The 13,933-nt window shown below is 49.2% G+C and carries 15 protein-coding genes and 1 pseudogene; 10 read left to right on the top strand and 6 right to left on the bottom strand.

Features of this window, described 5'->3' with window-relative positions; genetic code table 11:
- Positions 1-174: transposase (locus tag C6Y40_RS12120; protein ID WP_146129494.1), on the bottom strand; the 174-nt coding region annotated here is incomplete at its 3' end.
- An 84-nt stretch (positions 175-258) separates the two neighbouring features.
- Between C6Y40_RS12120 and C6Y40_RS12125 the strand changes: the two genes are divergently transcribed.
- Entirely contained in the window at positions 259-489 is a 231-nt protein-coding gene (locus C6Y40_RS12125) for a ribbon-helix-helix domain-containing protein (RefSeq protein WP_105934819.1), read from the top strand.
- Complete coding sequence (locus C6Y40_RS12130) at positions 490-777, top strand: type II toxin-antitoxin system RelE/ParE family toxin (protein ID WP_105934820.1); 288 nt, start codon at positions 490-492, stop codon at positions 775-777. It abuts the gene before it with no gap.
- 34 nt (positions 778-811) lie between these two features.
- Here C6Y40_RS12130 and C6Y40_RS12135 read toward each other — a convergent pair whose 3' ends face one another.
- From C6Y40_RS12135 to C6Y40_RS12150, 4 genes are all read right to left on the bottom strand, one after another.
- On the bottom strand, positions 812-2,188 hold the full coding sequence (locus C6Y40_RS12135; protein WP_105934821.1) for an NAD-dependent succinate-semialdehyde dehydrogenase: 1,377 nt from the start codon (positions 2,186-2,188) through the stop codon (positions 812-814).
- Positions 2,189-2,518: 330 nt separating this feature from the next.
- Positions 2,519-3,331: a transglutaminase domain-containing protein gene (locus C6Y40_RS12140; protein ID WP_105934822.1), complete on the bottom strand. Its 813-nt coding sequence runs from the start codon at positions 3,329-3,331 to the stop codon at positions 2,519-2,521.
- Positions 3,332-3,591: 260 nt separating this feature from the next.
- A complete protein-coding gene (locus C6Y40_RS12145; protein ID WP_105934823.1) occupies positions 3,592-4,452 on the bottom strand; it encodes a DNA ligase in 861 nt (286 codons plus the stop codon).
- Between the two features lie 69 nt (positions 4,453-4,521).
- Positions 4,522-5,403, bottom strand: coding sequence for an AraC family transcriptional regulator (locus C6Y40_RS12150; RefSeq protein ID WP_105934824.1), 882 nt, complete (start codon positions 5,401-5,403; stop codon positions 4,522-4,524).
- A 166-nt stretch (positions 5,404-5,569) separates the two neighbouring features.
- On the opposite strand from C6Y40_RS12150, the gene C6Y40_RS12155 reads away from it, so the two are divergent.
- The 6 genes from C6Y40_RS12155 (at position 5,570) to arsB (ending at position 11,439) form a co-directional block, all read left to right on the top strand.
- Complete coding sequence (locus C6Y40_RS12155; protein WP_105934825.1) at positions 5,570-6,469, top strand: DMT family transporter; 900 nt, start codon at positions 5,570-5,572, stop codon at positions 6,467-6,469.
- Positions 6,470-6,630: 161 nt separating this feature from the next.
- The gene (locus C6Y40_RS12160; RefSeq protein ID WP_240621940.1) at positions 6,631-8,736 is read left to right on the top strand and encodes an alpha-glucuronidase family glycosyl hydrolase; all 2,106 of its coding nucleotides are present in this window, start codon (positions 6,631-6,633) and stop codon (positions 8,734-8,736) included.
- A 126-nt stretch (positions 8,737-8,862) separates the two neighbouring features.
- The gene (locus tag C6Y40_RS12165; RefSeq protein ID WP_105934826.1) at positions 8,863-9,198 is read left to right on the top strand and encodes a metalloregulator ArsR/SmtB family transcription factor; all 336 of its coding nucleotides are present in this window, start codon (positions 8,863-8,865) and stop codon (positions 9,196-9,198) included.
- Between the two features lie 23 nt (positions 9,199-9,221).
- Positions 9,222-9,692, top strand: coding sequence for an arsenate reductase ArsC (locus C6Y40_RS12170; RefSeq protein ID WP_105934827.1), 471 nt, complete (start codon positions 9,222-9,224; stop codon positions 9,690-9,692).
- Positions 9,692-10,411 (top strand): arsenical resistance protein ArsH, encoded by a 720-nt coding sequence (arsH, locus tag C6Y40_RS12175; protein ID WP_105934828.1) that lies wholly within the window; start codon positions 9,692-9,694, stop codon positions 10,409-10,411. Before C6Y40_RS12170 ends, arsH begins: the two co-directional genes overlap by 1 nt.
- An 11-nt stretch (positions 10,412-10,422) precedes the next feature.
- Entirely contained in the window at positions 10,423-11,439 is a 1,017-nt protein-coding gene (gene arsB, locus C6Y40_RS12180; protein WP_105934829.1) for an ACR3 family arsenite efflux transporter, read from the top strand.
- A gap of 20 nt (positions 11,440-11,459) precedes the next feature.
- Here the strand turns inward: arsB and C6Y40_RS12185 are convergent, their stop codons facing one another.
- Entirely contained in the window at positions 11,460-12,446 is a 987-nt protein-coding gene (locus tag C6Y40_RS12185; protein WP_105934830.1) for a Kelch repeat-containing protein, read from the bottom strand.
- A gap of 180 nt (positions 12,447-12,626) precedes the next feature.
- Between C6Y40_RS12185 and C6Y40_RS12190 the strand changes: the two genes are divergently transcribed.
- Both C6Y40_RS12190 and C6Y40_RS24990 read left to right on the top strand, forming a co-directional pair.
- Positions 12,627-13,478 carry an IclR family transcriptional regulator gene (locus C6Y40_RS12190; protein ID WP_105934831.1) on the top strand — a complete coding sequence of 284 codons (852 nt, stop codon included), beginning with the start codon at positions 12,627-12,629 and terminating at the stop codon, positions 13,476-13,478.
- 192 nt (positions 13,479-13,670) lie between these two features.
- Positions 13,671-13,933 (top strand): annotated as a pseudogene (locus C6Y40_RS24990) (IS4 family transposase); the annotation flags it as partial.

A 13,933-nucleotide genomic window follows, 5' to 3' on the forward strand; every position in this document is an offset into this window, starting at 1 on the left:
ATTGCCACGAAATGCGTGGGCACCTTCAGATTCTTGCTCTTTAAGCCAGCGGCCTAACATATTCGCGCTAATACCCAGACTACGTGCAGCCTCAGCAATCTTGTAATTTTGTTCTGTAACCAGACTAACAGCGTCCAGTTTGAATTCTTTTGAATAGCTTTTTCGCGTTTTCATATACACTCCAGTTGAGATAATTATCCCTTAACTGGCTGTGTGAATCTATTGGAGCACGTCAAACTGCCTGTTGGAGTGATATTTATGCCTCGTCAAAGCATTACCCTGACTGAAAAAAATGATGAGTGGCTGAAGAACCAGGTTGAAGAAACTCGTGACTATGCAAACAAAAGTGAACTCGTAAACGATTTGATTCGCCGAGCACGACGCGCTGAGGCAATCAATCAAAAGCTGGAAAGTGCAGAAAATAGTGGATTCGTAGATCAATCCCCCGAAGATATGCTGAAAGAATTTAAAGCTGATTTGAAACGATAGATGAATCGATACAAGTTATCGTTGAACGCCAAACAGGATCTCAAACGCATTTATACCTACGGTTTTACCGAATATGGCGAACTCCAGGCGGATAAGTACTTTGAAGGATTTTTTCAGACTTTTGAAAAAATAGCGATGAATCTCGCTGCAGCTCAATCAGTTGATCATATCCGAAAGGGATACAGGCGATGTGCATATGGTGTCGACAGTATTTACTATCGCTTCAATGGTGTTGAGGTTGAAATCATGGCAATACTGGGTGGGCAGGATGTAGATGAGTGGCTTTAAACCACTCATCCCGTATTATTAATGACCGTTAGCTTTATTCAGAAATGAATATGGTCTTTTCGTTTACAAACTCACGCATTCCAAAGCCACCGTGCTCACGGCCATAGCCACTGTCTTTAACGCCACCAAAGGGCAGGTTGGGTTGAGCCAATGAATAGCCGTTGATATTCACCATCCCGGTATCAAACTCTTCGCGCGCCAGCTTGATTGCCTTTTCCTTATCGGTTGTGAATATGCCGCCGCCAAGGCCATAACGGGAATCGTTGGCAATTTTCATGGCTTCAGCATCGTTTTCGGCTTTGATAAAGGAAGCAACAGGACCAAATAGTTCGTCGTCATAGGCGGGCATACCCGGCTTTATATCCTCCAGGATGGTTACCGGATAGAACCAGCCTTTACCGTCCGGTACCTCGCCGCCCAACAGCACAGAGGCGCCTTTCTCCACCGATTCCATAACCTGCTTATGCAATTCATCGCGTAAATCTTCACGGGCCATCGGGCCAAGGTCGGTATCTTCGTCGCGCGGGTCGCCCACTTTAAGGGCTTTAAACGCTGCTAAGAATTGCGATTTAAACTGGTCGTAAACCGACTCAGTAATAATAAAGCGTTTTGCCGCCACGCACGTTTCGCCATTATTCACGATGCGCCCCTGTACACAGGCTTTAACGGCGGTTTCGACATCGGCGTCTGATAACACCACAAACGCATCGTTACTGCCCAGCTCCAGAACTGTCTTTTTGGCTAAGCTGGCGGCTGTTTCTGCCACTGACTTACCTACACCATCACTACCGGTAAACGTTACACCGCGTACCTTGTCGTGTTTAATCAGTGCACTGGCTGTTTTGCCATCAATAAGCAGCGATTGATAGACATGCTCGGGAAAGCCGGCATCGGTGTAGAGTTTTTCAATAAGTTCAGCCATGCCAAACACATTCTTCGCATGCTTCATAACGGTGGTGTTACCGGCCATAATATTCGCCGCGCTGTAACGAATCACCTGATAGAGCGGAAAGTTCCAGGGCTGAATACCAAGGATAACGCCAAGTGGCTGATAGGTAATTATTGCTGTGCCGCCTTCGAATACGCGGTTTTCATCTTCTAATACGCTGGCACCGTTTTCAGCGGTATAGCGACAAATCGCTGCGCAGAGCTCCACTTCCTGTTTACCCTGCTCTACGACCTTACCCATTTCTTTAACCATCAAATCGATAATTGCATCAGATTGCTTTTCGATTTGGTCGGCAAGGTTATTCATCAGCTCGGCGCGCTCAGCAAAGCTGGTTTTCTTCCATGACAGAAAAGCTGTATTGGCCGAATCGACGGCTTGATTCGCTTCAGCTTCAGACATAAGCGTGTATTCTGCAACGGGTTGCTCGGTGGTAGGATTTACCGTGTTTACTGTCTCTGACATTATTTGTCTCCTGATATCAACATGTTTGGAGACGGCTGCAAGTCGGAGACCACTTTTGGAGTTTGTTTTTTGTCTCTTAAATCAGTATGTTATAGAGTTTATAAAATTTCAGCTCTGCCACAGGACTATAGAGTTTTCATTGCAATAGTATTTATTTCACAGTGCCACTACTTCAAATTTAGCCTTCGAACTAAATAGCAAGAGAAGATGTTATTGAGGTAAGGGTACGCACTGGGCGTTTATTGTGAAAATGCTATCGTGATAGGTGAAAAAAACAGGCCTCATACGCCATTGAGGCCTTTGTTGTTGAAAGGTTTGCTGGTAGGTGTCTCAGGCTTTTGGGTTTGCCTCATCAGGCGGTTCGATTTCACTTACATTAACCGTCATGACTTTGGGTTGTACGGCCGGTCCAAACTGCGTGAAGGTTGCAACATCTGAGGCGTCATGGCCAAAGGCAATCGCTACGCGCGCACCGTCGGACGAGGGCTGGGTAGCATCAAAGGTATACCAGCGACCGCCCACGTAGGCTTCAAACCAGGCGTGCATATCCATAGGGGTTAAGCCGTGCAGGTAACCCACCACCATTCTGGCCGGAATACACAAGCTGCGGCACAGCGCGATACCTAAATGGGCTAACTCACGGCAAACACCTTCGCGGGATTGGTTGATCTCTGTGGCAGACTGTTGAAAGTAGATCGAGTCAGGATTAAAGAGCACATGGGTTCGAATCCAGTCTTCAATAGCCGCGACTTGCTCATAGCCCGGCACGCAATTAGCTACAATGCTGTGGGCCATTTCAACAAATCGGTCCGATTCACAATAGCGTGAAGGCAGCAGGTAACTCAGCTCCTCATTGGGGAGTGTGTCGATTTCATTAAATCCCGCCCAGCGGTCGCCTATCACCGCCGGCGACGTTAATACCTTCGCTGAGGTTCGCACCGAAAATGTGCCAACCGGTGCTACCAATCGCTGACAGGAATTGCCAAAACTGTCGTTGTATTCAATCACCGGCACATTAGGCGAAATGGTATAGGTTTGCTCAGCCACCCACTGATTAAAATCATTACGGGGCCGCAACATCAGTATAAACGGGGTAGGTGTTGTTATATCAAAGGTAAGATTACATTCTGTGCTTAACCACATACCCAGGTTATTTCCTTGTAAGTCGTATGCAAAGCAACGATAAAGCGTGCTTTAGCGTGAGTGTATAAACAGAACCGGCGTTGGTAACTTGCTACTCAGAATTCGGGTAGCAGTTTGTCCAGGCTACGCTGAATGCACTAATTCATTGCGGGTGTTTCTTGTTGTTATGCCTAGGATGGACCGTTTTACACTGCTTGTACAGTCTAATAGGCCGTAGCTGTCGGTTTGTCACCTTCGATACAATTTTCGACTCGCATTAATTACTCCGGCGATGTGTGCTTAACGGGGTTGTCTTCTGCCGGTCGGCTATGCAGAAAGCTCGCAAAACGCGGAATGCCGCGCCGGGTAAGACCATAATATTTATAGGTTACCCAGCTTCCTATTGCTGGCGGCGACTGGCGGTTGGCCAGACTAAAGCCGCTGCCAATTTTAAACTGCTGGCCGTGGCGGGATTCCACTAACAGTGAGCCCATCATGCCCGTGAACTTGCCTTTGCCAGGCAGGTGGGCGAGTACTCTGGCTTCATCGTCCTGATAGCGTTTAACTTTTAATAAACCCGGGTTACGCCCTTGCTGATAGTGTACCTGGCGATGATGGAGCATGAGCCCTTCGCCACCTTGTTGAGTAATGTTATCCAGGGCATTTTCCAGTGCAGGTAGCGAATCCAGTGTGAATTGCTTAATCATTTTCAGGCTGGGATTATTGGCTTGAGCGATTAGCGTTTGCATCCGCTTAACGCGCTCCTCAAAGGGCAGGCCGGTAACAGGTAGGTCAAACACCATCATTTTAATTGCCTGCCAGCGTTCATCAGGATCATGGCTCAGCACGGTGGATGCAATCTCTTCAAAGCTGCCCCTTTTACTCCATAGTTCACCGTCCAGAGGTTCAGTTGGCCAGTTGCGAATAAACCATGGGGGCGGGTAAATAGGGTTACCGTTACGGGTGATAAGCTGAGTGCCTGTCCAGCGAGCCCGAATACCGTCGAGCTTTTCGCTCACCAGGTATTCACTGATATCGATGTCGCCCTTGTAGGACTCGGCCAGTTGTAGTGGTGCATTTTGCGCTACTGCGGCGGAGCCTAGCAGCACGCTGAGTAATAACAGCAGTGGTCGGATAATCATTTGTCTGTCCGGAGTAAAACCACCAGTGTAGTGGGTTTAGCTTTCCGGAAAACTGGGCCTTGGAATGGTTTAGCGCGGTTGGCTGTTAAGGTAGCGCTTTAGGCTTTTAGGCGTTACACCGGTTTGCCGTTTTACCACCCGGGATAAGTGGCTTTGATCGCTGAAACCGGCGGCATCAGCAATATCAACGAGCTTTTGCCCCTGAGTCAGCAGTTCACGCACCCGCTGCACTCGCCGAGATTCAATATAGCGATGCACAGAAGTATAAAATGACTGGCGAAATGCCCGGGCAAAGTGAAACTCGCTTAGTCCTACCGTGCTGGCAATATCTGCAATGGTGATGGAGTGTTGCAGGTTATCTTCAATATATTGCTGCACGGTTTTTTTGCTGCGTAAACTCAAACCACCATAAATGCGCACCTTTTGTGCTGCCCTGCGGGACTGCATCTTACATAATTCGGCAAACACGTCCTGAACTACCGATTGAATGTGAAGCTGGTGGATGTCGTCATGCCAGTCCTGAGGCTGCCCCAGTTGCTGCAGAGCAGCTGCCAGCGGAACATGTTGTAGAAAAGAGTGGTCCGGAAGGGCAAACAAACGGGGCTCAAGATCCAGCTCCCGGGCAATAAATTCCCGCAGGTGGTTGTCGGTAAAGTAGAGATGAGTAAACTCAAAGCGTCCCTGGATCTCCCACACCGATTCCTGCTGTTGCGGGATGATACAAATCGCATCCTGAAAGCCATTACGCTGTGAGCGGCGCCCATCAAGGCGATATGTTTGCTCACCGCCGGCGGTGTAAAGCGAGAGCGTGTGTACTTCGTCGGTATGATAACTCACTCTGTCCAGCTCATTTTGCCAGGCGGCTAGACGGATATCACCGGGCAGGCGCAATTCCCCTCTTAGTGTGGCGTTAGAATGGGATAAGGTGTCGAAGATGGCCTGTTTGGTCATTGTTCTATTATTCAGCAACGCCGGGAGCGGGCAAAGGATAATTTAATGCCTGGCACGGTGAAGACGTAAAATAACCGCAGGATCGTCCCAAAATGTCAGGAATGTCCCAGTTTTTCTGCGCTACCGAGGCTATGCTCCTGGCTTTCCTTCTCTGTGAGTAAAGCTTATGACACTGTTTTTATATGTAACAACCGTCGCGATCTGGGGGACCACCTGGCTGGCTATTTATTATCAGTTGGGCAATGTGGATGTTGTGGTGTCGGTGTTTTATCGGTTCGGGCTGGCCACCACAATAATGATCCCATTGGTTATGCTGCTGAAGAAGGGGCGGATTGGCACTCGGCAGGATCAATTGTTTTTCGTTGCTCAGGGAGCCTGCCTGTTTTCGCTTAATTTCATCTGCTTCTATTACGCTACCCGTTATATACCCTCAGGACTGGTATCTGTCATCTTTTGTCTTGCTACGCTCTACAATGCCATTAATGGGCGGTTATTTTTTAAAACCAGGGTAGAAAACTATGTTTGGCTGGCCTCACTGTTTGGCGTAGTTGGCCTGGCATTGTTAATGGCGCCGGAAATTCGCCTCGACGACAGTTGGCTTACTACTCTTAAAGGGGGTGGTCTGGCAGCACTGGGTACCTTGTTCTTCTCGTTCGGTAATATGATTTCAGTTCGTCATGGCAAAGTGGGTATCACACCACTGCAAAGTAATATGTGGGCCATGATGTACGGCACCATATTGTTACTGGCTATCTGTTTGGTTCGTGGGGTGCCCTTTGCCTGGGGCACAGGCGCTGAATACACTTTTAGCCTGCTTTATTTAGCGTTGTTTGGATCTGTGATTGGCTTTACTGCTTATCTTTCTCTGGTCGGCCGCGTTGGCCCGGGTACTGCTGCCTACACCACGGTACTTTTCCCGGTAGTCGCACTGAGCTTGTCTGCTCTGTACGAGGGCTATCACTGGACTCATAGCAGCTCAGCGGGTCTGCTGTTAATTCTGTTGGGTAACTATTTAATGATTAATAAAGGTCAGTGGGTTATGCGTCCTACAGTTGTTCGCTCTTAATATTTCTCGTGGACCAGAAGACAATTGGAAATTCCTGACTACAACGAAGCTTATTTCTTATTACGTTTTATTATGTTGTTAACACTAAATTTACTTATTCGCTGACGCTCAAAATTGGCAGTGATAGGCTCTGTATGATGTGTTAGTCATTGGAGTATTGCGTGCGAATTGTTGTCTGTTTATTGTTACTGATCAGCGCCCGGGTAATGGCGGTGCCGGATTTTAGCGGCGAAGACGGTTACCGTCTTTGGCAGCGCTACGATGTCATCGATGCGGCCTTGCCGACGGCTACACTAAAGGTGGTTGGCCGCACCGAGACCCACAATATTATTCGCGATGAATTTCGCCGGGCGTTTGCTAACCGGGTAGGTCAGTCGAGTGGTACCTTATTAGTACAAAAGATTACCCCCGAACTTCAGGCGCGATTCAACCTGCAGGCTGATATTACTGCGCAACTCGGTGATGAAGGCTTTATTCTTAAGCGCCACGGAAACGATATCCTGATCACCGCAAAAACGGATATTGGTTTATTGTATGGCAGTTATCACCTGTTACGTCTGGTGTTTATTCAGCAGCCGCTGGATTCGTTATCGGTACTGCAAAACCCAAAAATTCAACGCCGCTTACTGAATCACTGGGACGATCTCGACCGTCATACAGAGCGCGGTTATGCCGGTGAGTCGATTTTTGACTGGCATCGCCTGCCCCTTGATAAAGACCAGCGTTATTACGACTACGCCAGAGCAAATGCGAGTATTGGTATCAATGGCATGGTGCCAATCAATGTTAACGCTAATGCCCTGATGCTTACTCCCATGTATTTGCAAAAGGTTAAAGCGCTGGCCGACATTGTGCGTCCTTATGGCATTAAAATGTACCTGTCGATCAAGTTTAGTTCACCGCAACAGCTGGACGGGCTGGATACTTCGGATCCCCTCGACCCGCAGGTACAAAAGTGGTGGAAACACAAAGCGGCGGAAATTTATCAGTTAATCCCCGATTTTGGTGGTTTCCTGGTGAAAGCCAACTCCGAAGGGCAGCCTGGCCCGGGCGATTACGGTCGCACCCATGCCGAGGGCGCTAATATGCTGGCAACCGCATTAAAGCCCTATGGCGGCGTAGTGTTCTGGCGGGCTTTTGTGTATGCCAATGACCCGGCCAAGGAGCGTAGCCTGCAGGCTTATGATGAGTTTGTGCCGCTTGACGGTAAGTTTATGGACAACGTGATTGTGCAGGTGAAAAACGGCCCTATCGATTTTCAGCCGCGCGAACCGTTCAGCCCGCTGTTTGGCGCTACGCCAGAAACGCCGTTGGCCATGGAGCTGCAAATTACCCAGGAATACCTAGGCTTTTCTACTCATTTAGCTTATTTGGGCACGTTGTTTGAAGAGGCGATGGATGCCGATACTCATGTTAAAGGCCCGGGCTCGGCCGTGGCTAAAGTGGTGGACGGTTCGTTGTACAACCACAAACTTACCGGTATCGCCGGGGTAGCGAATACCGGCATGCAGCGCAACTGGACCGGTCATATCTTTGCTCAGTCTAACTGGTATGCCTTTGGCCGTTTAGCCTGGGATCATACGCTAAGCGCAAAGCAAATCGCCAATGAATGGATCAAGCAAACGCTCACCGTGCAACCAGAAGCCGTCCGGCAGGTGGAGGCCATAATGATGCCATCGCGGGAGTATGTTGTGGAATACATGACACCGCTTGGCCTGCATCACCTGATGGACTCTGGTCACCACTACGGGCCGGGTCCATGGGTAGACAACCTGGGGCGAGCAGACTGGAACCCGGTGTATTACCATCGTGCAGATAAACAGGGTATCGGCCTCGATCGCACCGCGTCTGGCACTGATGCTGTCAGTCAGTATGCGCCTTACTGGCAACAAAAGTTCGCTAATCCTGAAACGACACCGAAGGAATTGTTGCTATGGTTCCATCATTTGCCGTGGGATTATCAACTGGCGAATGGCGAGACCCTATGGAACGAGCTGGTCAGTTACTATTACCGGGGTGTTGATGGCGTCAGCGATATGCAACAGCGCTGGCAGCAGGTAAAACCCTACATCGATGCCAACCAGTTTCGTCAGGTGGAAATGGCCCTGAGCATTCAACAACAGGAAGCCCAATGGTGGCGGGATGCCAGTGTGCTGTATTTCCAGACGATTTCTGAACGTCCCATCCCTACCGGTCTGCCAAAACCGGCGGGGAGTCTGAAAGAATTTCAGTCGCGCAAATTTCCTTACGCGCCAGGGCAAGGATAAGTTCTCTCTTCAGTCTTGACTTTAGAAGCGGTGATAGGAGCAACCTTATCACCGCTTTTTTTGTGTTTGACATATGCAATAACACATATATGATATTTTACATATGTGATTTAAGGTATATGTTAAATGATGCCATTACAACTTTTCAAATGCCTGTCGGATAACACCCGACTGCAGTCAGTGTTGCTGATAAGTCATTTTGAGGAAGCCTGTGTATGCGATCTCATTGCCGCACTTGAGCTCGATCAGCCCAAGGTATCCCGTCATCTGGCCGAACTGCGACGCTGTGGTATTTTGCAGGATGAACGGCGCGGTAAGTGGGTGTATTACCGGCTGCACCAGGATTTACCTGGCTGGGCGCTGGATGTCATCCGCCTGGCCGCTGATAACAATCGGTCTTACTTCAGTACCGCCATCGATAAACTTCATCAGTACCGGCAGCAAGGGCCGGGCTGTCAGTAACTACGCATAAAGCAAAGGTCGTCATGAAAATTCTGTATATTTGTACCCATAATCGTTGCCGTAGCATCTTGTCTGAAGCCATTACCAATCATGTGGCCGGTGATAAAATCACTGCCCGCAGTGCCGGTAGTCAGCCCTCCGGTGTGGTGCATCCGTTGTCGTTGCAGTATCTCACTGAAGCCGGCGTGCCCACTGAAGGGCTAACCAGCCAGTCCTGGGATGAATTTGAGAGCTTTGAGCCGGATGTGGTGGTGACTGTATGTGACTCAGCAGCCTCAGAGAGTTGCCCGGTGTGGTTCGGAAAGTCTGTCAAAGTGCACTGGGGCCTGAGCGATCCGTCGAAAGTGGAAGGTAGCGATGAGCAAAAAGCAGCGGCCTTCCGCGCCTGCATCAGCGAAATCACCGAACGGGTGAACAAGCTGTTGCCAGTGGCAGAGCTAAGCACATCGCCCGCCGAACTTAAAACCGCCCTGGCTGCACTGGGAGCGCAATAATGACCATTCACGATAATTCACTGCCCAATATTGATGAGTCGCAGCTGGATATCCCCAGTTTTGAAAAATGCCAGAGCGAGGCTGCCGCCCATGCACCGCGTATATTGTTACTTTACGGTTCGCTTCGTAAACGCTCCTTTAGCCGGCTGGTGGTGGAAGAGTGTGCCCGGCTACTGAGCCGCATGGGCGCAGAGGTTGAAATCTTTAATCCTGAAGGATTGCCGCAAACCGATACGGAAGATGAAAACCACCCCAAAGTGCAGGAATTACGCTCACTGATGATGTGGTCTGAAGGGCAGGTGTGGTGTTCACCTGAACGGCATGGCTCCATGACCAGCATCTTCAAGAGTCAGATAGACTGGGTGCCATTAAGTGTGGGCAGCGTGCGCCCTACTCAAGGCAAAACCCTGGCGGTAATGCAGGTGTGTGGCGGCTCGCAGTCGTTTAACGTGGTGAACCAGCTGCGGGTGCTTGGTCGCTGGATGCGGATGGTGACTATCCCTAATCAGTCCAGTGTGGCCAAGGCCTTTATGGAGTTTGACGAGAACGACAGAATGAAGCCATCGCCTTACTACAATCGCATCGTCGATGTGATGGAAGAACTCATGAAATTTACCCTATTGCTGCGCACCAACAAAGACTATTTTGTCGACCGTTATTCAGAGCGCGTGGAATCAGCCGAGAAGCTCAGTGAGCGGGTTAACCAGCGGTCTGTTTAAGGAGTCAGGTAATGGGATTATTCGAACGTTATTTATCAGTATGGGTCGGGCTCGCTATTATTACTGGCATAGTGCTGGGCAGCCTGGCGCCGGGCATATTCGAAACCATAGCCAGTGTGGAGTATGCCCACGTTAATTTGGTCATTGCGGTGCTTATCTGGCTGATGATTTACCCGATGATGGTGCAGATAGATTTTACCTCGTTAAAAGACGTGGGCAAAAAGCCTAAAGGTCTGGCGCTGACCTTGGTCATTAACTGGCTAATTAAACCCTTTACCATGGCGCTATTAGGCTGGTTATTTTTTAAAGGACTCTTTGCAGACTGGGTCGACCCGCAAACGGCAACTGAATACATTGCCGGCATGATCCTGTTGGGCGTAGCGCCCTGTACCGCCATGGTGTTTGTATGGAGTCAGCTAACCAAAGGGGATGCTAACTACACCCTGGTACAGGTGTCGATTAACGACATTATTATGATTTTTGCTTTCGCGCCAATCGCCGGTATGCTGCTTGGCGTAACCGATATCACCGTACCCTGGGATACCCTGTTCTTGTCGGTGGTGTTGTATGTATTAATCCCGCTGGTGGCTGGCGCCATAACCCGTAAAAAGCTCGATAAAGGCGATGATCACTCGCGCCTGAACCAGTTTCTGGCAACCATGAAACCCTGGTCTATTGTTGGTTTGCTGGCTACTGTGGTGTTGTTGTTTGGCTTTCAGTCAGAAACCATTCTGGATAAGCCTCAGGCCATTGTATTAATTGCTATCCCGCTGTTAATACAAACCTATGGTATTTTTGCCATTGCCTATTTTATTGCTAAACAGCTTAAACTGCCTCATAACGTGGCGGCCCCGGCGTGCATGATAGGCACGTCTAACTTTTTTGAGCTGGCGGTTGCGGTAGCCATTTCGTTATTTGGTCTGCATTCCGGTGCGGCACTGGCCACCGTGGTAGGCGTGTTGGTAGAAGTGCCGGTGATGTTGTCGTTAGTGTGGTTTGCCAACCGCACCCGTCATTGGTTTGCATAAAAGGGGCGCTAAGCCCCTTCTCAGAAGGTAAAAACCTGTACGTTGTCGATATATAGGTCGCTACGGCCTGCTGTCCCGCCGATAACGTAAATGTCGTTACCCAGGGTGGTACTTGCAGTATGGCGGCGTGGCGCCAGGGGAAGATTGGCGTTGCTCCAAAGCTCTGTATCAAAGTTATAACGCAGGGTTTGCCCGAGCTCGTCGTAATTACTAAATGAGTAGTGATAATTGTTGATAACCGTCATGGCGTGGGCACTGGTTTCAACTGGCAAGGAAGTGAGTTCGCGCCATTGTGATGAAGCCGGCGTAAACTCGTAAAAGGTATCGAACTGTTTTCGGCCGTTGAAGCCGCCGGCTAAATAAATAGCGTTTTTATAAACAACAGCCTCGGTGGCAAAGGCTAACGGCATATCGTCTGACTCGGTCCATTGTTGTGTTTTGGTGTCATACACACTTACCCACGCGACATGTTTGAGTCCCTTGCGCAGGCCGGCGCCTGCAGTGGTACCGCCAAACACGTAAATCTTATCGTCTGAATACACTGCGGTGTTCATGCGGGTGGCACGGGTATGCGATGGGGCCTGGGTGACTTCTTGGGTGCGGGTGTTAAACACTTCAACGGCCGATTGTAGGTACGGACGTCTACCCTCCAGACTCATGCCGCCAATAATATAAACCGACTCTTTACCGTCCCACACGGCGCTGAAATAGCGTCTTGGAATAAGTTTGTTTTTGAGTAATTGCGATTTTTTGGTTTGCGGATCGATAATCTCGATATCGCCGGAAAAGCCATCATTGGTTGTGCCGCCAAAGACATAGATTTTGTCGCCATCGTTGGCAACGGAATGCCCGTAACGGGCTTCGGCAAGTGTAAACTCCTGTGACCCGGCGGTTGGACTGCCGACCGGATTGCCAATCGGTTCGCTGGGTGGTGTGGCGTTGCACCCCGTAATAAAAAGTAAAACTATGAATAAAATACGAAATTTAATCGAGAGATGGACAAGCATAACCTTATATCCCTATAAATGCCTTGGAGCCTTATTAAATAAGCTTTATGTTTCACTGTCTATCAAAATGAACTTATTTGTATTCATCTATGCTCTTAACGGATTAGTTGAGTTGCCCTCAATACGTTGGTATGTTGAATATTTAAAAGTCACCGGGTTAATGTTTGGTCATTATGCATCATGACAAAAAAAGAACAGCCAATCAGTAAAGACAAAATGAACGACGCAGGTGAGCAGGAGCGTGACGCCGGTGCAAACAGTCTTACCCGCATGCTCAGTATTTTGGACCTCTTTACCGAAGACAACCCGCTTTGGGCTACCAATGAAATTCTTACCGCGCTTGAAGTGTCCCGCTCCACTGGTTATCGCTACATTCGTTCCATGGCCAGTGCCGGCCTGATAAGTGCTGTAGGCAATGGTTATTATATTCTGGGGCCGCGCATTATTGAACTCGACCTGCAGATTCGCAATACCGATCCGCTGCTGCAGGCATCGGAAGGTGTGCTTGAGGAACTGTGTGATTCCACTGGCCACTCTGCGTTACTTTGTACCCTGTTTCAGAACTCCGTGCTGTGTGTTCGTGAGTCTCTGGTACCGTTCAGTCCGGCTGACCTGATGGGTCGCGGGCAACGCCGCCCATTGTTGCGTGGAGCCATGTCTAAAGTCATTTTTGCCCATTTATCGGCACACAGGTTGCGCAGTATCTATAATCGTCGCCAGGACGAAATTATTGATGCCGGGCTGGGTGAAAGCTGGGATGAATTTCGCGCTAATATGGCGGCTATCCGCAATGAAGGCTATGCAAAATCCAGCGGGGAGTTCACCCGCAGTATGATTGGCGCCAGCGCCCCTGTGTTTAACGCCGGTGATGAAGTCATAGGTTCGGTGGGGGTTGCCTGGGACAAAAGTGAAATGGGACAGGTTGACTTCGACCGCATCGCTCTTTCAGTAAAACGGGCTGGCCGTGAAATTTCAGCCCGTATGCGCGACCGCAGCATGGGCAAGGTACTGCGCCCGAGAGCCGTAGGCTAACAACACCACCCAAAAATAAAAAATAAAGAAATAAAGGGGTCAGAGTACATTATCGCCAGAGCGATAATGTACTCTGACCCTGAGGTATCCCCACAAATAATAATGCAATATCAATAAGATAAAAAAAGATAGGAACATTCATGACGTTTGGTGATCAGATCAATCGCCAAAAATCACCGAGACCAAACTGCCATGAATGCCCTATCTATTGTGAACAATGTCATATCGCTTGTCAGCTATAAAATGCATAAAGCGCGTCGGGATGTGGTAACGGCGTGCGTGAAAAGCCTTCTTCATGGAAGCGCAGCAAGCGTAACGAGTATTGGTCGTGGGATTAGTACTAAAGCTTATGAAAAACATCGGATTAAACGTGCCGACCGCTTGCTTTCAAACCCGCATTTATTAAGTGAAACACCGTTTATCTATGCATCTATTTGCCAACTATTTTGTGGCAG

Origin of the sequence: Marisediminitalea alba (assembly GCF_002993365.1) — a bacterium.
GTDB classification, from domain to species: domain Bacteria; phylum Pseudomonadota; class Gammaproteobacteria; order Enterobacterales; family Alteromonadaceae; genus Alteromonas; species Alteromonas alba.